Origin of the sequence: Rhodoplanes elegans (assembly GCF_016653355.1) — a bacterium.
Taxonomy (GTDB): domain Bacteria; phylum Pseudomonadota; class Alphaproteobacteria; order Rhizobiales; family Xanthobacteraceae; genus Rhodoplanes; species Rhodoplanes elegans.
The window spans coordinates 43,377-60,448 of sequence record NZ_NHSK01000102.1; the positions used below are offsets into that span (position 1 = coordinate 43,377).

At 70.5% G+C, this 17,072-nt stretch carries 16 protein-coding genes and 2 tRNA genes; 6 read left to right on the top strand and 12 right to left on the bottom strand.

The features are described from left to right. Positions 1–5: 5 nt before the first annotated feature. The 6 genes from CCR97_RS13630 to CCR97_RS13655 all read right to left on the bottom strand — a co-directional run bounded on the left by CCR97_RS13630 (position 6) and on the right by CCR97_RS13655 (position 6,785). Positions 6–329 carry an XdhC family protein gene (locus CCR97_RS13630; RefSeq protein WP_111358940.1) on the bottom strand — a complete coding sequence of 108 codons (324 nt, stop codon included), beginning with the start codon at positions 327–329 and terminating at the stop codon, positions 6–8. Positions 330–374: 45 nt separating this feature from the next. After that, positions 375–1,616 (bottom strand): vWA domain-containing protein, encoded by a 1,242-nt coding sequence (locus CCR97_RS13635; protein ID WP_111358941.1) that lies wholly within the window; start codon positions 1,614–1,616, stop codon positions 375–377. A gap of 106 nt (positions 1,617–1,722) precedes the next feature. After that, complete coding sequence (locus tag CCR97_RS13640; protein WP_201159568.1) at positions 1,723–2,637, bottom strand: AAA family ATPase; 915 nt, start codon at positions 2,635–2,637, stop codon at positions 1,723–1,725. Positions 2,638–2,881: 244 nt separating this feature from the next. Continuing rightward, a complete protein-coding gene (locus tag CCR97_RS13645) occupies positions 2,882–3,682 on the bottom strand; it encodes an FAD binding domain-containing protein (RefSeq protein ID WP_111358313.1) in 801 nt (266 codons plus the stop codon). Positions 3,683–3,799: 117 nt separating this feature from the next. Then, complete coding sequence (locus CCR97_RS13650) at positions 3,800–6,196, bottom strand: xanthine dehydrogenase family protein molybdopterin-binding subunit (protein ID WP_111358314.1); 2,397 nt, start codon at positions 6,194–6,196, stop codon at positions 3,800–3,802. An 88-nt stretch (positions 6,197–6,284) separates the two neighbouring features. After that, a complete protein-coding gene (locus CCR97_RS13655) occupies positions 6,285–6,785 on the bottom strand; it encodes a (2Fe-2S)-binding protein (RefSeq protein ID WP_111358315.1) in 501 nt (166 codons plus the stop codon). Positions 6,786–7,151: 366 nt separating this feature from the next. Between CCR97_RS13655 and CCR97_RS13660 the strand changes: the two genes are divergently transcribed. From CCR97_RS13660 to CCR97_RS13675, 4 genes are all read left to right on the top strand, one after another. Continuing rightward, positions 7,152–7,225, top strand: a tRNA-Cys gene (locus tag CCR97_RS13660). Between the two features lie 317 nt (positions 7,226–7,542). Continuing rightward, entirely contained in the window at positions 7,543–7,749 is a 207-nt protein-coding gene (locus tag CCR97_RS13665; protein WP_111358316.1) for a hypothetical protein, read from the top strand. Between the two features lie 182 nt (positions 7,750–7,931). Beyond that, positions 7,932–8,006 (top strand) — tRNA-Asn (locus CCR97_RS13670). Between the two features lie 447 nt (positions 8,007–8,453). Further along, on the top strand, positions 8,454–10,046 hold the full coding sequence (locus CCR97_RS13675; protein ID WP_170145922.1) for a glycosyltransferase family 39 protein: 1,593 nt from the start codon (positions 8,454–8,456) through the stop codon (positions 10,044–10,046). A gap of 97 nt (positions 10,047–10,143) precedes the next feature. Here the strand turns inward: CCR97_RS13675 and CCR97_RS13680 are convergent, their stop codons facing one another. The 6 genes from CCR97_RS13680 to purL all read right to left on the bottom strand — a co-directional run bounded on the left by CCR97_RS13680 (position 10,144) and on the right by purL (position 15,064). After that, positions 10,144–10,404 carry a high potential iron sulfur protein gene (locus CCR97_RS13680; protein ID WP_170145923.1) on the bottom strand — a complete coding sequence of 87 codons (261 nt, stop codon included), beginning with the start codon at positions 10,402–10,404 and terminating at the stop codon, positions 10,144–10,146. Between the two features lie 93 nt (positions 10,405–10,497). Further along, complete coding sequence (locus tag CCR97_RS13685) at positions 10,498–11,109, bottom strand: hypothetical protein (RefSeq protein WP_244670440.1); 612 nt, start codon at positions 11,107–11,109, stop codon at positions 10,498–10,500. Positions 11,110–11,267: 158 nt separating this feature from the next. Continuing rightward, the gene (gene grxD / locus CCR97_RS13690) at positions 11,268–11,606 is read right to left on the bottom strand and encodes a Grx4 family monothiol glutaredoxin (protein ID WP_111358319.1); all 339 of its coding nucleotides are present in this window, start codon (positions 11,604–11,606) and stop codon (positions 11,268–11,270) included. A 128-nt stretch (positions 11,607–11,734) separates the two neighbouring features. Beyond that, positions 11,735–12,226 (bottom strand): RidA family protein, encoded by a 492-nt coding sequence (locus tag CCR97_RS13695; RefSeq protein ID WP_111358320.1) that lies wholly within the window; start codon positions 12,224–12,226, stop codon positions 11,735–11,737. A gap of 299 nt (positions 12,227–12,525) precedes the next feature. Then, positions 12,526–12,765, bottom strand: a complete 240-nt coding sequence (locus CCR97_RS13700; protein ID WP_111360591.1) for a BolA family protein — start codon at positions 12,763–12,765, stop codon at positions 12,526–12,528. 67 nt (positions 12,766–12,832) lie between these two features. Then, a complete protein-coding gene (gene purL / locus CCR97_RS13705) occupies positions 12,833–15,064 on the bottom strand; it encodes a phosphoribosylformylglycinamidine synthase subunit PurL (RefSeq protein ID WP_201159569.1) in 2,232 nt (743 codons plus the stop codon). A gap of 170 nt (positions 15,065–15,234) precedes the next feature. Between purL and maiA the strand changes: the two genes are divergently transcribed. Beyond that, positions 15,235–15,894: a maleylacetoacetate isomerase gene (gene maiA / locus CCR97_RS13710; protein ID WP_111360202.1), complete on the top strand. Its 660-nt coding sequence runs from the start codon at positions 15,235–15,237 to the stop codon at positions 15,892–15,894. A 116-nt stretch (positions 15,895–16,010) separates the two neighbouring features. Next, a partial coding sequence (locus CCR97_RS13715; RefSeq protein WP_201159570.1) for a DUF2865 domain-containing protein occupies positions 16,011–17,072 on the top strand: 1,062 nt, incomplete at its 3' end.

The following is a 17,072-nucleotide window of genomic DNA, read 5'->3' on the forward strand; positions in this document are numbered from 1 at the left end:
CGCCGCTACTCCACCTTCTCGACGAAAACCCGGATGGTGCCGCCGCAGGAGAGGCCGACCTTCCAGGCGGTCTCGTCGGCGACGCCGAACTCGAGCATCTTGGGCGCGCCGCTCTCGATCACGTCGAGCGCCTCGGACACCACGGCGCCCTCGACGCAGCCGCCCGAGACCGAGCCGAGGAAGCGCCCGTCCTCGTCGATCACCAGGTTCGAGCCTATGGGCCGCGGCGCCGAGCCCCAGGTCTCGACCACGGTGGCGAGCGCCACGCCCTTGCCTTCGGCCCGCCAGGTCTCGGCGGCCTGGAGAATGTCCTCGTCGCGTGCCAGCATCTTTCGGCTCCTTGGCTCGGCGTGCCGCGCTCGGTGGTCGTCCGGTCAGGCCGCGAGACCGCGGCGCCCGGCGCCGGTCCGCCCCGACGCCGCACTCGGCGCGGACAGGGCCTGCACCAGCGCCGCCATGCTGTCGAGATTGTGGATCGGACGGAATTCGTCAACATGCGGCAGCATGGTGCGGATGCCGCGGGCCTTCGCCTCGAAGCCGTCGAACCGCAACAACGGGTTGAGCCAGACCAGCCGGCGGCACGACCGGTGGAGCCGGTCCATCTCGAAGGCGAGCCGCGCGTCGGTGTCGCGCTCCAGCCCGTCGGTGATCAGCAGCACCACGGCGCCCTGCCCCAGCACCCTGCGCGCCCACCGCTTGTTGAAGGCGGCGAGCGAGGTGGCGATGCGGGTGCCGCCCGACCAGTCCGGCACGGCCGCCGAGCAGGCAGCGAGCGCGGCGTCCGGATCCTTGGTGCGCAGCGCCCGCGACACGTTGGTGAGCCGCGTGCCGAACAGGAACGAGTGCACGCGCGTGCGGGCGTCCGTGACGGCGTGGAGGAAGTGCAGGAACAGCCGCGTGTACTCGCCCATCGAGCCCGACACGTCGAGGAGCGCGACGAGCGGCGGCGTCCGCTCCCCCGGCCCGAGCCGCTTCAGGTCGACGAAGGCGCCGCCGGCGCTCAGGCTCGCCCGCAGGGTGCGGCGCATGTCGATCTGCCGGCCGCGGCGGTCCGGCACCAGCCGGCGCGTCCTCACGGCGTCGAGCGGCAGCACCATGCGGCGGATCGCGGCCTGCGCGGCCGCGATCTCGGCGGCGCTCATCTGGGCGAAGTCCTTCGTCTGCAGAAGCTCGGCGTCGCTCGCCGTCAGCTTGGCCACGATCTCGGTCTCGCGCACCTCGGGCTTCAGCTTGTTCTTGACGCCCTCGAACAGCGCGTCGTTGACGCGCGCCGCCGCCGGCCGCGGCATCTCGGGCGCCCCGCCCGGCGCCTGCGGCATCATCAGGCTCATGAGCTGCTCGAGATATCCGCGCCGACGGAAGAAGATCCGGAACGCCTGTTCGAACACGGCGGCGTGCTCGTGCCGCTTCACCAGCACGGCGTGCAGGGTCCAATAGAAGTCCTCGCGGGTGCCGACGCCGGCCGCCCGCAACGCCTCCACGGCATCGATCACGGCCCCCGGCCCGACCGGCAGCCCGGCGCGGCGCAACGCCCGGGCGAAGTACACGATGTTGTCGGCGAGGCGGCCTTCTGCGCCGGCTGTCGCGCCCCGAGGCGCGTCCACGCTCTCCGTCATGGCCGGGCTCGTCCCGGCCATCCACGTCCTGGCGTCCGGCGAGGCCGCCGCGTGGATGCCCGGGACAAGCCCGGGCATGACGAGGCACGGGCTGCGGCCACCCGCATCACTCCGCCGCCGTCATGTCGGCGCGAAGCTGCGAGATCAGCTCGCCGGCGCGAGACCCCTGCAAACGCGCGATGTCGTCCTGGTACTTCAGCAGCACGCCGAGCGTGTCCGAGACGGTCGCCGGATCGAGCGCGACGGCGTCGAGCTCGGTCAGCGCGCCGGCCCAGTCGAGCGTCTCGGCGACGCCCGGCGCCTTGAACAGATCCTCGCGCCGCAGCGCCTGGACGAAGCGCACGATCTCCTCCGACAGCGTCGCCGAGATGCCCGGCACCTTGGTGCGGACGATCGCGACCTCGCGCTCGGCGCTTGGATAGTCGACCCAGTGATAAAGGCAGCGGCGCTTGAGCGCGTCGTGGATCTCGCGCGTGCGGTTCGACGTGATCACGACGATGGGCGGATGCGCGGCCTTCACGGTGCCCATCTCCGGCACCGTCACCTGGAAGTCGGCCAGCACCTCGAGCAGGAAGGCCTCGAACGCCTCGTCGGTGCGGTCGAGCTCGTCGATGAGCAGTACCGGCGCGCCGCCGGTGTCCGGCTCCAGCGCCTGGAGAAGCGGCCGCTTGATCAGGAACTCGTCCGAGAAGATGTCGTGGGTGAGCCGCGCCCGGTCGACCGTGCCTTCCGCTTCGGCGAGCCGGATCGCGATCATCTGGGCCGCGTAGTTCCACTCGTAGACGGCGCTGCCGACGTCGAGCCCCTCGTAGCACTGCAGCCGGATCAGTTTTCGCCCGAGCGTGGCCGACAGGACTTTGGCGATCTCCGTCTTGCCGACGCCGGCCTCGCCTTCCAGAAAGATCGGCCGGCCCATGCGGAGCGCCAGGAACAGCACGGTCGCCAGCGACCGGTCGGCCAGGTAGTCGGCTTGCGCGAGAAGATCCTGGGTCGCGTCGATCGACGCGGGCAGCTTGGTCAACGGAACGTCCTTCGCGGTGGGCAACGATACGCGGCGCCGAGTATGCCCCGAACCCTCTCCCTCAGGGAGAGGGTCGGGCGCGCGCGCTGCTCGCGACCGGGGTGAGGATCTACGGCATCCGTCGGATGGCTCGGCCCCCCCCTCACCCGGACTTCGCGCCTGCGGCGCGAAGTCCGACCTCTCCCCGCTGGGGAGAGGTGCACGGAGAGCGCCGCGGGCCAGAGCCGCACGCGAGACGCCGCCCTCACCCGTTCGCGGCGGCGACGGCGCGGCGGGCCATCACGCCGATCAGGTGGGCCCGGTACTCGGCGCTGGCGTGGATGTCGCTGGCGAGGCCGTCCTCCGGCACCGAGATCCCCTCCAGGGCCGCCGGCTCGAAGCGCCCGGTCAGCGCCGCCTCGAACTCCGGCAGCCGGAAGGCCCCCGAGGTGCCGGCCCCGGTGACGGCGACGCGCACGCCGTCCGAGAACGTCGCGACGAACACGCCGACGATGGCGTAGCGCGACGCCGGGTTGCGGAACTTCTGGTACGCCGCCTTCTGCGGCACCGGGAAGCGCGCCTTGGTGATCAGCTCGTCGGGCTCCAGCACCGTCTCGAACAGGCCGGCGAAGAAGTCGTCGGCGGCGATCTCGCGCTTGGTGGTGACGATGGTGGCGCCGAGCGCCAGCGCCGCGGCCGGGTAGTCGGCGTTGGGGTCGTTGTTGGCGAGCGAGCCGCCGAGCGTGCCGCGGTGGCGCACGGCGGGATCGCCGATCAGACCGGCGAGCGCCGCGAGGGCCGGAATCGCCTGCTGGACGACCGGCGACACGTGCACCTCGGCGTGGCGCGCCATCGCGCCGATCGCGAGCAGGTCGCCCTCCATCGCGATGCCGTTCAGCCCCGCGATCTTGTTGAGGTCGACGAGATCGGAGGGCGAGGCGAGGCGGAACTTCATCATCGGCAGCAGGCTCTGCCCGCCGGCGATCGGCTTGGCGTCGCCGTTCTCGGCGAGCAGCGCCGTCGCCTCGTCGAGCGCGCGCGCGCCGTGATAGGTGAATTCGTACATCCGTCCTCTCCACGTTTCGCCTCGCGGCGATCTCGTCTTTCACCTCTCCCCGCCGTGCGGGGAGAGGGAAAAACCGGCGCCCCGCTCGGCGCCCAGCGCCTCGCTCGGCGCCCTCTCCTACTCCGCCGCCTGGGCGCGCGGGTGGCGCTGCAGCGCGCGCCACACCGTCAGCGCGCTCGCCGGCATCGGCACGTCCTCGGTGCCGAGCGCGTCCGTGACGGCGTTCATCACGGCCGCCGGCGCCGCGATGGCGCCCGCCTCGCCGCAACCCTTTATACCAAGCGGATTGCCCGGGCACGGCGTCACGGTCGTGTCGACGGTGAGCGGCGGCAGGTCGATGGCGCGCGGCATCACATAGTCGTTGTAGGACCCGGTGACGAGCTGGCCGGATTCGTCGTAGACGGCCTGCTCCATCAGGGCCTGGCCGATCCCCTGCGCGATCCCGCCATGGACCTGCCCCTCGACGATCATCGGATTGATGATGTTGCCGAAGTCGTCGACCGCCGTGAACCGCTCGACGCTCACGCGCCCGGTCTCCGGATCGATCTCCACCTCGCAGACATGGCAGCCGGCCGGGAACGTGAAGTTCACCGGATCGTAGAAGGCGCCCTCCTTCAGGCCCGGCTCCAGCTCGGCGCCGGAGAACTTGTGCGCGATATAGGCGTTGAGCGCGACCTCGCCGAACGTCGCCGCCTTGTCGGTGCCGGCGACCTTGAAGGCGCCGTCCTCGAACACGATGTCGGTCTCGGCCGCTTCCAGCATGTGGGCCGCGACCTTCTTGGCCTTGGCCTCGACCTTGTCGAGCGCCTTGACGATCGCCGACATGCCGACCGCGCCGGAGCGCGAGCCATACGTGCCCATGCCGAACTGCACCTTGTCGGTGTCGCCGTGGACGATCGAGACGTTGTTGATCGGGATGCCGAGCCGGTCCGACACGAGCTGCGCAAAGGTCGTCTCGTGCCCCTGCCCGTGGCTGTGGCTGCCGGTCAGCACCTCGACGGTGCCGGTCGGATTGACCCGCACCTCGGCGGATTCCCACAAGCCCACGCCCGCCCCGAGCGAGCCGACCGCCTGGCTCGGCGCGATGCCGCAGGCCTCGATATAGGCCGAGAAGCCGATACCGCGCAGTCTTCCGCGCGCTTCGGACTCGCGCCTGCGGCCACCGAAGCCTTGATAGTCGGCGAGCTGAAGGGCCTTGTCGAGCGAGGCGGCGTAGTCGCCGCAGTCGTAGCTCATGATCACCGGCGTCTGATGCGGAAACTTCTGCACGAAGTTCCGCCGGCGCAGCTCCGCCGGGTCCATGCGAAGCCGTCGGGCCGAGACCTCCATCAGCCGCTCGATCACATAGGTCGCCTCGGGGCGCCCCGCCCCGCGATAGGCGTCGACCGGCACCGTGTTGGTGTAGACGGCATCCACGGTGCAGTGGATCGCGGGAATGGCGTACTGGCCGGACAGCAGCGTCGCGTACAGATAGGTCGGGATCGACGACGAGAAGGTCGACATGTAGGCGCCGAGATTGGCGATCGTCCGCACCCGCAGGCCGAGGATCCTGCCGTCGCGGTCGAACGCCATCTGAGCGTGGGTGACGTGATCACGACCATGCGCGTCGGCGACGAACGCCTCCGAGCGATCGCAGATCCAGCGCACCGGCCGGCGCACGCGCTTGGCCGCGGCGAGCGCCACCACCTCCTCGGCATAGATGAAGATCTTCGAGCCGAAGCCGCCGCCGACATCGGGCGCGACGACGCGCAGCCGGTGCTCGGGCGCGATGCCGATGAAGGCGGAGAGCACGAGCCGCGCCACATGCGGGTTCTGCGACGTGTTCCACAGCGTGAAGCTGTCGCTGCCCGGGTCCCATTCGGCGAGCGCGCCGCGCGGCTCGATGGCGTTCGGCACCAGCCGGTTGTTGACGAGATCGATGCTGGTGACGCTGGCGGCGCGCGCGAAGGCGTCGCTGGTCGCCGCGGCGTCGCCGAGCTGCCAGTGGAAGATCGTGTTCTTGGGCGCGACCTCGTGCAGCTCCGGCGCGCCGTCGCGCTGCGCCGCCGCCGGATCGACCACGGCGGGCAGCTCCTCGTAGTCGATGACGACCGCCTCGGCGGCGTCGCGCGCCTGCTCGATCGTCTGCGCGACGATCGCCACCACGGGCTCGCCGACATAGCGGACCCGGTCGACCGGCAGGGCCGGATGCGGCGCCATCTTCATCGGCGAGCCGTCGGTCGAGTGGATCATCCAGCCGCACACCAAGGGCCCGAGCTTGTCGGCCGCGAGGTCCTGGCCCGTGATCACGGCGAGCACGCCGGGCAGCCGCGAGGCGTGACCGGCCTGGATGCGGACGATGCGGGCATGCGCATGGGTCGAGCGCAGGAAGTGCAGGATCGCCTGCCCCGGCCGGTCGATGTCGGCCGTGTAGCGGCCGTTGCCGGTGACGAAGCGGAAGTCCTCCTTGCGGCGCACGGGGGCGCCGATCCCGGTGGCGCTGCTGCCGCTCGGCGTCTGTCCGGTTCCGCTCATGCGCGTCCTCCCGTGAGCGTCCTCGTCGCCGGGCGGCCGCTCTCCGGCAGCCTTGGCCGGCGACGCGATGTGAAACGCGCCGGGGCGGCTACTCGGCCGCTTCCTGGCGCGTGGAATCACCGTCCGCCATGGCGCGGGCGCCGGCGGCGATCGACTTGACGATGTTGTGGTAGCCGGTGCAGCGGCAGAGATTGCCCTCGAGCTCCTCGCGAATGGTGCGATCGTCGAGCTCGTGACCCTTCCGGCGGACGATATCGAGCGCCGTCATGATCATCCCGGGCGTGCAGTAGCCGCACTGGAGTCCGTGATTCTGGCGGAACGCCTCCTGCATCGGATGCAGCGTGTCGCCGGTCGCGACGCCCTCGATGGTCAGCACCTCGGCGCCCTCTGCTTGCACGGCCAGCATCGAGCAGCTCTTCACCGCGAGCCCGTCGACATGCACGACGCAGGCGCCGCACTGCGAGGTGTCGCAGCCGACATGCGTGCCGGTCAGCCGCAGCGTCTCGCGCAGGAACTGCACCAGAAGGGTGCGGGTATCGACCTCGGCCTGCACGGGCTTGCCGTTCACGGTCATCGACACGACAGGCATGGCACCTCCGACGCGCTCCCGGACCGATGCGGCCGCCGGCGCCCCGGAGGCACCGAACCGCGCATCGACGTATCTGGAATTTTACGGAGTGTGACCCGCCCTCGCCGTCATGGTCAAGGGCGAGATCGGAATCGCTCCAAGGCAGCGCCGCGGGGGCGCGACCTCCGGTCGCGCAGGCCCCACCGCTCCCGGACTGCGCCGGCGGTGCAGGTCTCGGCCACGTCTCTCGGCCACACCTCTCGTCCACGTCGCCGGCCGGCTCGCGATTGCGGTTGGCATGTTCAGCGAGGGGCGCTAAACATGCGCCCGCCGAGTCCGGCTCGCCGGGCGCGGTGGTGCGGCTGCCCTTGCGGCGGGTCGCCCGAAGGCCACGTGGCGGAGTGGTTACGCAACGGTCTGCAAAACCGTGTACGCCGGTTCAATTCCGGCCGTGGCCTCCACTCATCTCTCCTCGCCTCCAGAACGCGCCTCGTCTCCACGTCGTCCACCCGCGATGCATCCGCTGCGCGCGCTCGGCGCCGCGAGACCGCGGCGGCGATTCGCCAGCGCGACTCGCGCCGTCCTCGAAGACGCATCCGGGACGATCGACGCGACCACCCTGCGCGAGCGAGCGCCGCCGGCACACGCATCGGTTAATTCGCTGATAACGCGTCCGTCCCGGGCCATGCGGCAACGTTATGCTGCCATGCAGCAATTCTGCTGTGACCAGGCGAAAACCCGAGCTATATCAACCGCACGAAGAGATCAGAGGTGAGACATGTCGATCACGTATTCGGCCGGGCACGCCGCCCGGCGTGGTGTCGTCTCGTTCCTGCGCGAGGTTGCCGCGGCCGTCGGCGAGGGACTGGAGCTGGTGTCGCGCTACAAGGCCTTGGAAACAAAGACGGATCGCGAGCTGTCCGCGATCGGCCTGACCCGCGAGGATCTGCCGCGCGTCGCCGTGCACGGCTGGACGAAGCGCTGAACTCTTGTTCGATCGAGGGGCTCGCCGCATCGTCGGCGGCGCCCCGGTCCGCGTTCCTGCCTCGGCGCCCTGCCCCCGGTCCTCGGCCGTTTCCGAGATCGTTCACAGCCGACCCGAATTGGCTTGGCAATCGCCCCGAGGTTTTGTTATACGCCCACCTGCCTGAGCCGTGAGGCGCGTGTTCCCCGGTAGCTCAGCGGTAGAGCAACCGGCTGTTAACCGGTTGGTCGCTGGTTCGAATCCGGCCCGGGGAGCCACTCTTCTCAGCGCTGACCTTCGGCGCCCGCGTCGCGGCGAAGCCGCCGCGCTCGTGTGAGACCCGCGGTGGCCGGCGATTCGGCACGGCCTCACGCTCCCGCGGGAGCCCTCCGTCCGGCGCGCGATCCTTTCGACTCCCTGTTCTTGCGCCTTCCTAATCCTTGCGCCTCCCGTCCTCGCACGTCCGCTCGACCACACGGGCGGTCCGCACGCATCGCGCCTTGTCCGAATGAACCGCCTCGTAAGGAGGTTGTAAGCGAGCCCGGCTAGACAGTATCGGCGAACCTTATTTCTGTTCGTTTCGACCAATGTGACGACGCCGTCCGAGGATGCGCGTTCGAGCCTGGTGTCGACCCGGCCGAACGCGATCCGACGGGCGGCGATTCGTCTCCGTGCTGCCCCCCAACCTCGGCCCCCCTTCGAGTGCCGATCACCCCCGGACGTTCATGACCCTCGCCGTCACCGACGAGCGCCGCGCCGCTGCGGCCCGCCCGCGCCCCGCGTTTCTGTCTGCCGTTCCGCACCTGCTGCGACGCGTCTCCGCCCTCCTCCTTCACCCGCGTCGCGGCGTTGCGGCGATGGTCGGCCTGGTGGTCGCCTTCGCGATCCTGTGGACCGTGACGCTGGCGATCCTGAAGTCCGGCCAGGTGCTGCATTCCGATTCGAGCGAGGCGTTCCTCTGGGGGCAGGTCCCGTCCTGGGGGTCGGGCAAGCACCCGCCGTTCACCGGCTGGGTGACGCATGTCTGGTTCGTGCTCTTCCCGGCGCGCGACTGGGCGCTCTACGCCCTCGCCATGACGGTCACGGGATCGACCGTCCTGCTCATTCGCGGGCTGGCCGGGTTCGTCACCGATCGCCGCCGCGCCGTGCTGGCCGCCCTGGTGGCGATGGTCTACCCGATCCTCACCTTCAAAGGATACAAGCTGAACCCCGACGTGCTGCAGCTGCCGCTCGTCGTCGCGATCGTCTGGATCTACCTGGTCGCGGCCGAGCGGCGCACCGCCGCCTGGGGCGTCGCCCTCGGGCTCGCCGGCGCGGCCGCCTGTCTCACCAAGTACTGGGGCGCGTGGCCGCTCGTCGCCGTGGCGGTCGCGGCGCTGCTGCGGCGGGACCGCACGGCGCTGCTCCTGTCGCCGATGCCGGTCGTCGCGCTGGCGACCTTCGCCCTGGCGGTCGCGCCGCATCTCGCCTGGCTCGACGCCGTCGCCTATGCGCCGCTGCGCTATGCCTCGCAGTATGTCGGGTTGGGCCGCACCACCGCGACCCTGCAGGGGCTGCGGGCCGAGCTGCACGGCCTGGCGATGCTGCTGCCGACCCTCGTGGCGGCCGCGCTGGCGATCGGCTGGCCGCCGATCCGACGCACCGCCGCCGCGCCGACCGTCGCGGCGGGCGAACGGCTCGCCCAGCTCAGGGTGATGGTCGTGGTGATGGCGGTCGGGCCGCTGCTGGCGGCGATCGGCCTCGAGTTCTGGCTCAAGAGCGACTGGGTGATTCCGCTGTTCTCCCTGGTCCCGCTCGCCGTGCTGGCGTCGCCACGGCTCGCCGTGCCACTGCGGGCCGTGCCGCGCGCGCTCGCCATCGCGGTGATCTACGCCGCCGTGACGCTGCTGCTCGCGCCGGGCCTGGCGGTCCTGAAGGCGTGGCTCGAGCCGGACTCCCTGCCGGCGCGCCACGACGTCCTCGCCGCCAAGCTGGACGCCCTGTGGGCCGAGCGCGCGACCTCGCCGCTGCGCGTGGTGGTCGGCGAGATCGAGGAAACCGCCAACCTGGCCTTCTACATGCAGGAGAACCCGCGGATCCTGTCGGCCAGCCACCCGGAGCTGACGCCGTGGCTGACCAAAGACGCACTCGGGCCGACCGGCTTCGTCGCGGTGTGCGTGGCGGCCGACCGCGCCTGCGTGGCGACCGTCACGGCGCTGCGGCCGTACGCCGAGACCTTGGAGATCACGACCGAGCGGTCGGCGTTCGGCGTCCGCGGACAGTCCGACTCGTGGTTCGTGGTGCTCGCCCCGCCGGAAGCGACCGGCGACGCGCGGTGAGCATCGAACCACCCCGCTGCCCCACGAATCACGAAGGCCGCCCCGGACCGGGACGGCCTTCGAATTGAGCTGCCTCGTCGGCGCGGCCGGCGTCGGGTCACTTCTTGCCGACGTAGATGCGGCACCAGGCGGTCGGGCTGATCTTGCCGTCGACCGTGGCGCAGCCATCCGGCGGACGCCAGTTGGTGCAGTTGTCGCACTGCTTGCCGTCCTTCGGCGTGTCCTGATAGGCGACGGCCTTCTGGGCCATCTTGGCGGACGCAGTCGTCACGCCGGCGCCGATAACGGCGGCGGCACCGGCCGCGGTGGCGGCGGTCTTGAGGAGACGACGGCGGTCGAGATCGGTCGGCTTTTGCATCAGAATCGTCCAGTCGGAGCGTGATTGGAATTATTCCACTCTGCGCCTGCGACCTTACACGATCCTTACAACGTTTCCAATCTGGGTGGCGTATTAATACCGCTGGAGCGGTGCCACGGCGGCCGCGGCCTCGGCGGCGAGGCCGGCCGGCGCCGCCGCGGACGGCACGACCAGCCGCGACACCAGCACGCCGATCAAGGTGACGAGGCTGCCGACGCTGACGGCGTTGACGACCAGCATGCTCGCCTGCTGATCGGCCGGGAACGTCACCAAAGGCGGCCCGAGGCGCTCGACGAGCCAGAAATAGGCGACGAAGGGCAGCGCCAGCACGGGCAGCGACAGGAGCCGCTCGGGCGGCCGCACCAGCGCGGCGGCGAGCAGCGCGCAGGGGACGAGAAAGAGCTCGAGCCCGCTGTCGCGGCCGACCGCCTTCACGGCGATCAGCGTGTTGGCGACCCCGACCACCGGCAGCAGCAGCCGTCCAGTGAACGAGTTCCAGCGCGCCACCGCCGGCACGGCCAGGAAGAACGGCATCGACAGGAGCGTCAGCCAGACCGGCCAGGCGGCGAGCCCGGCGATGGCGTGCAGATAGAGCGGATAGAAGGGCTGGTTGCCGACGACGACCAGGGCGACCGTGGCGCCGACGCCGGCGAGCGGGTCGTCGACGGTCGCATAGGCGCGCAGGCGGGCCAAGTGGTCGCGCATGGGTCCTCCGGTCGTGACGCTCGGATACGAACGGCGCGCCGGGACCGATCACGGCCCGCCGGACCTGGCAGCCCGCCTCCCGACGAAAAAGGCCGGAGCCCGTCGGCCCCGGCCTTTCCAGCGAGATCGCGGTTCCAAGCCCGACGTGTCGGCGTGGCTCAGCTCGCCGCCGGCGCCTTCACGTCGATGCCCTTGTCCTTCATGAACTGCTGCAGCTCGTTCGCCTGAAACATCTCACGGACGATGTCGCAGCCGCCGACGAACTCGCCCTTCACGTAGAGCTGCGGGATCGTCGGCCAGTTGGAGAACTCCTTGATGCCCTGGCGGAGATCGTCGTTCTCCAGGACGTTCAGGCCCTTGTAGGGCACGCCCAGATAATCGAGGATCTGCACCACCTGGCCGGAGAAGCCGCACATCGGAAACTGCGGCGTTCCCTTCATGAACAACACGACGTCGTTCGACTTCAGCTCGTTCTCGATGAATTGCTCGATGCCCATTGTCGCGTCCCTGGAGGCCGGCCACCCAAGCGCGACCGGACCCGATTTATCGCCCTATGTAATCGCAGATCGCCCGGTCGACCAAGCCCCTCGGCGTGACCGCGACGATTCGATGGCTGGATTTCAGTTCACTTTTTCGCGGGGGCGTAGAACGTGCCCTCGACCTCGCAGATGTCGTCCTGGTTCAGCCGGTCGACCTCGACGATGGTGCGAGGCGGGTACGGCCCCTTCCCCCAAAGCTCCTCCTGCACCTTGTTCACCAGCGGCCGGAACCGGTACATGTCGGTGACGTAGACGACGAGCCGCACCGCGTCGCGCAACGTCGCGCCTTCCGATTCGGCGATCAGCTTCATGTTCATGAAGGCCTGGCGGATGCGCGCCTCGTCGCCGGCGACCAGCGTGTTCGAGGCGGCGTCGATGCCGCGCATGCCGGCGACGAAAACGAAATCGCCCGCCCGCGTGCCGAGCGCCCAGGTGCCCGTGGTCTTGATCGCGCCGGCCGGCGCCAGCGTCTTGACGCCGTTGGGAGAGAGATCCTGGACCGCGGCGGGCGCAGCCGCCGGGCCAAAAGAGAACGCGAGTGCGAGCGCCGCAGCCGCGGCGAAGCCAGTCCGGGTCATGTCACCTCCGGGAGTTTTTCCGATGCGGCGAACGCCGCACCCCCGAGCAGGCAAGCGACGGGCCAAACAACCGGCCTCGTGTCCCGGACGCGGTGCAACGCACCGCGAGCCGGGACCCAGGGCGTCGGAGACGGCGGTTGCCGCTGCTGTTTCGAAATCGCCCGTGATGACGCCCCTGGGTCCCGGCTCTGCGGCGCATCAGGCCGACGGCCTGACGCGCCTTGTCCGGGACACGCGGCCGTGCACCGGGCCGCGGCCTGGTCGATCAGCCAGGCTGACCCACGACCGATGGTGGCGCCTCACCCCTTCTGCGGCGCCGACGTCTGCAGCGCCAGCGCATGGAGGGCGCCGCCCATCTCGCCCTTGAGGGCCTGGTAGACGAGTTGGTGCTGCTGCACCCGGGATTTCCCGCGAAACACCTCGGAGATCACGGTCGCGGCGTAATGATCGCCGTCGCCGGCCAGATCCCGGATCGTCACCTCGGCGTCCGGGATGTGGCGCTTGATCAGGGCCTCGATGTCGTGCGCATTCATCGGCATGGCGGTCTTCGCACCCTTCGGTCGCAGCAGCGGTCCCGGTCACGCGGGACGGTGTGGACGATCAGGCTCACATCGTGCCACCCGCCATGTAGGCGGGCAGCCAATGCTCGAACCTCTCGGTCAGACCCTGTAATTGAAGCGGGCGTTCACCGGAAATCGCAAGTGCGTGCCCACCCGTGGTCCCCAGCCGCTGCACCGGCACGCCGGCCGCCTTTGCACGCGCCTCGATGGAGGCGGCGGCCTCGGCCTTCGCGGTCACGACATAGCGGGCCTGGTCCTCGCCGAACCAGTAGGCATGCGCCGGCACGGCGCCCGACACGGCCGAATCGATCTGCGCCCCGCAGCCGCCCGCCATCGCCATCTCGGCGACCGCGACCAGAAGCCCGCCGTCGGAGACGTCGTGCACGGCGGTGACGAGGCCGTCGGCGATCAAGCCGCGGACGAGGTCGCCGTTGCGCTTCTCGACCGCGAGGTCGACCGGGGGCGGCGCCCCCTCCTCCCGGCCGTAGAGATCGCGCAGCCACAGCGACTGGCCGATCCAGCCGGTCGTCTCGCCGAGCACCAGGATGGTCTCGCCGGCCGCCTTGAACGCGACGGTCGCGCTCTTCGAAAAGTCGTCGAGCACGCCGACGCCGCCGATCGTCGGGGTCGGCTGGATGCCGCGGCCGTTGGTCTCGTTGTAGAGCGACACGTTGCCCGAGACGACCGGGAAGTCGAGCGCCCGGCACGCCTCGCCGATGCCGGCGATGCAGTCGACGAGCTGGCCCATGATCTCGGGCTTCTCGGGATTGCCGAAGTTGAGGTTGTCGGTGACGGCGAGCGGCCGCGCCCCGACCGCGGTGAGGTTGCGCCACGCCTCGGCGACCGCCTGCTTGCCGCCCTCGAACGGATCGGCCTCGCAGTAGCGCGGCGTCACGTCGGTGGTCATGGCGAGCGCCTTCGGCCCGTCCAGCACCCGCACCACGCCGGCGTCGCCGCCGGGACGCTGCACCGTGTTGCCCATGATGATGTGGTCGTACTGCTCCCACACCCAGCGCTTGCTGCACAGATCCGGCGTCGCGATCAGCCGCTCGAGCGCACCCGGGATGCTGGTCTCCGGCTCGACCGAGGCGGGGTCGATCACGGGAGGCTTCGGCATGCGGACATGCGGGCGGTCGTAGACCGGCGCCTCGTCCCCGAGCTCCTTGATCGGGAGGTCGGCCATCACGACGCCGTTGCGCTTCACCACGAAGCGCTTCGACGGGTTGGTCTCGCCCACCACGGCGAAGTCGAGGCCCCACTTGCGGAAGATCGCCTCGGCCTCGGCCTCCTTCTCGGGCTTCAGCACCATGAGCATGCGCTCCTGGCTCTCCGAGAGCATCATCTCGTATGCCGTCATGCCGGTCTCGCGGCACGGCACCGTGTCGAGGTCGAGCGTGACGCCGAGGTCGCCCTTCGCCCCCATCTCGACCGCCGAGCAGGTGAGCCCGGCCGCACCCATGTCCTGGATGGCGACGACGCAGCCCTTCGTCATGATCTCGAGGCACGCCTCGAGCAGCAGCTTCTCGGAGAACGGGTCGCCGACCTGCACGGTCGGGCGCTTCGCCTCGGCCTCGTCGTCGAACTCGGCCGACGCCATGGTGGCGCCGCCCATGCCGTCGCGGCCGGTCTTGGAGCCGAGATAGACGATCGGCATGCCGACGCCCGACGCCGCCGCGTAGAAGATCTTGTCGGCCTCGGCGAGGCCGAGCGCGAAGGCGTTCACGAGGCAGTTGCCGTCGTAGCTGCGGTGGAACCGGACCGAGCCGCCGACCGTCGGCACCCCGAAGGAGTTGCCGTAGCCGCCGATGCCGGCGACGCAGCCGGCGACGAGGCGGCGCGTCTTCGGATGGCTCGGCGCCCCGAACGACAGCGCGTTGAGGCAGGCGATCGGCCGCGCCCCCATGGTGAAGACGTCGCGCAGGATGCCGCCCACCCCGGTGGTCGCGCCCTGGTAGGGCTCGATGTAGCTCGGGTGGTTGTGGCTCTCCATCTTGAACACGGCGGCGAGCCCGTCGCCGATGTCGATGACGCCGGCGTTCTCGCCCGGCCCCTGGATCACCCAGGGCGCGCTCGTCGGCAGTGTCTTGAGGTGGATCTTCGAGGACTTGTACGAGCAGTGCTCGTTCCACATGGCCGAGAAGATGCCGAGCTCCGTGAAGGTCGGGGTGCGGCCGATCAGGGCGACGATGCGGTCGTACTCGTCGGGCTTCAGCCCGTGCTGGGCGATCAGCTCGGGGGTGATCTTCGGCTCGGTCTGGCTCACGAAAGACGCCTTCATATGCTGCACCGCTTCGGGCGAGAGGCATCGCGCGGCACCGCCCCGGCGTCAACCGCGAACAGCGCCGCGGGCCGGCCGGCGCGCCCGCTTGCGCGCAGCGCGGCGCTCGGCCACTCTCGGCGCGCCCGTTCCGTCGCCCGGCCCGCCCTCGTCACCCCCGGAGAGCCGCCGTGATCCTCTACTCGTTCTTCCGCTCCTCCGCGGCGTACCGCGTCCGCATCGCGCTCAATCTCAAGAACCTGCCCTACGAAACTGTTGGCGTTGACATTTTGACGCACGGCGGTGAGCACCTCTCGGACCGCTACAAGGCCGTGAACCCGCAGATGCGGGTGCCGGCCCTGGGCCTGCCCGAGGGGGACGTGCTGCTCCAGTCGCTCGCCATCATCGATTATCTCGACGAGCGCTTTCCCGAGCCGCCGCTGCTGCCGGCCGACCCGCTCGCCAAGGCGCGGGTGCGGGCCGTCGCCCAGATCATCGCGGCCGACATCCATCCGCTCAACAACACCGGGGCGCTGCGCTACCTGAAGCACCGTCTCGGCCACGCCCAGGACGAGCTCGACACCTGGTCCAAGCACTGGATCGGCGCCGGCTTCGAGGCGATCGAGCGGCTGATCGACCCCGCCCCCTACGCCTTCGGGGCTGCCCCGACGCTCGCCGACGTCTGCCTGGTACCGCAGGTCGCCAACGCCCGGCGAATCGCCATGCCTCTCGACCGCTTCCCGAGGATTCGCGCCGTCGAGGCGGCCTGCCTCGCCCTGCCCGCGTTCGACCGCGCCCGCCCCGAGGTGCAACCCGACACGCCGGCGACCGGGGTTCCGGTCGGCGTCTGAGCCGCACGGCGCGCCGACGCCCTGCGGAACCGGCGGGTTCAAACTTTGGACACCATTCCGGCGCTCTGCTCGGGCCCGGGACAAGGCCGGATCACGGCCGTGCGCGCGAGGGCGGAATGGTGAGAGGGGCAGGCTGGCTCGGCCGGCTGGGAGCGGGCGTCGCCATCGCGGCGATCGCCGGCGCGACGGCGCTGGCGCAGAACTATCCGCCGCCGGCCTATCCGCAGCAGGGGTACCCGCAGCAGCAAGGCTATCCTCAACAGCAGGGCTATCCTCAGCAGGGCTACGGCCAGCAGCCCGGCTACGGCCAGAATCCCGTCTGCACCCGGCTCGAGGCGCAGCTCGGCATGATCAATCGTGGCGGCGGCGACCCGGCGCGGGCCGAGCAGACCCGCCGCTACGAGGATGCGATCGGCAAGCAGACCGCCGACCTCGACCGCATGATCGCGCAGTCGCGCCGGCTCGGCTGCGAGAGCAACCCGTTCCTGTCGCTGTTCAGCAACCAGCCGGCCGAATGCCGGCCGCTCGGCGGCCAGATCCAGGACATGCGCGACCGCATCACCCGCTCGCAGGCCGAGCTGCAGCGCATCCAGGGCGGCGGCGAATCGGAAGGCCAGAAGCAGGCCGTGATCGCCGCGCTCGCCCAGAACAATTGCGGCCCGCAATACCAGGCCGCCGCCAACCAGAACCGCGGCCTGTTCGGCGGGCTGTTCGGCAGCAACCCGGCGCTGCCCTCGCCCGACGGGATGCAGTCCTCGAGTTATCGGACGCTGTGCGTGCGCACCTGCGACGGCTACTATTTCCCGATCTCGTTCCAGACCAATCCGTCGCGCTTCGCCGACGACGAGCAGGCCTGCCAGAAGCTGTGCCCGGCCGCCGAGGTGCAGCTCTTCACCCACCGCAATCCGGGCGAGGAGATCGGCCAGGCCGTGTCGCTCGCCGGCCGCTCCTACCGGGACCTGCCGACCGCCTTCAAGTACCGCACCGCGCTCGACCAGCAGGCGTGCTCGTGCCGCAAGCCGGGCCAGAGCTGGGCCCAGGCGCTCGGCGTCTCGCCCGACACCACGGTGGAGCGCGGCGACATCGTCGTCACCGAGGAGAAGTCGAAGGCGATGTCCCAGCCGCGCACCGACGCGCAGGGCCGCCCGATCCCGGCCGCCCGCCGGCCGGCGACCGGC

Bases quoted from the DNA above. Each gene is read 5' to 3' on its own strand.
- CCR97_RS13630 (WP_111358940.1), bottom strand. From the start codon at position 329: ATGCTGGCACGCGACGAGGACATTCTCCAGGCCGCCGAGACCTGGCGG.
- CCR97_RS13635 (WP_111358941.1), bottom strand. From the start codon at position 1,616: ATGACGGAGAGCGTGGACGCGCCTCGGGGCGCGACAGCCGGCGCAGAA.
- CCR97_RS13645 (WP_111358313.1), bottom strand. From the start codon at position 3,682: ATGTACGAATTCACCTATCACGGCGCGCGCGCGCTCGACGAGGCGACG.
- CCR97_RS13650 (WP_111358314.1), bottom strand. From the start codon at position 6,196: ATGAGCGGAACCGGACAGACGCCGAGCGGCAGCAGCGCCACCGGGATC.
- CCR97_RS13655 (WP_111358315.1), bottom strand. From the start codon at position 6,785: ATGCCTGTCGTGTCGATGACCGTGAACGGCAAGCCCGTGCAGGCCGAG.
- CCR97_RS13665 (WP_111358316.1), top strand. From the start codon at position 7,543: ATGTCGATCACGTATTCGGCCGGGCACGCCGCCCGGCGTGGTGTCGTC.
- CCR97_RS13675 (WP_170145922.1), top strand. From the start codon at position 8,454: ATGACCCTCGCCGTCACCGACGAGCGCCGCGCCGCTGCGGCCCGCCCG.
- CCR97_RS13680 (WP_170145923.1), bottom strand. From the start codon at position 10,404: ATGCAAAAGCCGACCGATCTCGACCGCCGTCGTCTCCTCAAGACCGCC.
- CCR97_RS13685 (WP_244670440.1), bottom strand. From the start codon at position 11,109: ATGCGCGACCACTTGGCCCGCCTGCGCGCCTATGCGACCGTCGACGAC.
- grxD (WP_111358319.1), bottom strand. From the start codon at position 11,606: ATGGGCATCGAGCAATTCATCGAGAACGAGCTGAAGTCGAACGACGTC.
- CCR97_RS13695 (WP_111358320.1), bottom strand. From the start codon at position 12,226: ATGACCCGGACTGGCTTCGCCGCGGCTGCGGCGCTCGCACTCGCGTTC.
- CCR97_RS13700 (WP_111360591.1), bottom strand. From the start codon at position 12,765: ATGCCGATGAATGCGCACGACATCGAGGCCCTGATCAAGCGCCACATC.
- purL (WP_201159569.1), bottom strand. From the start codon at position 15,064: ATGAAGGCGTCTTTCGTGAGCCAGACCGAGCCGAAGATCACCCCCGAG.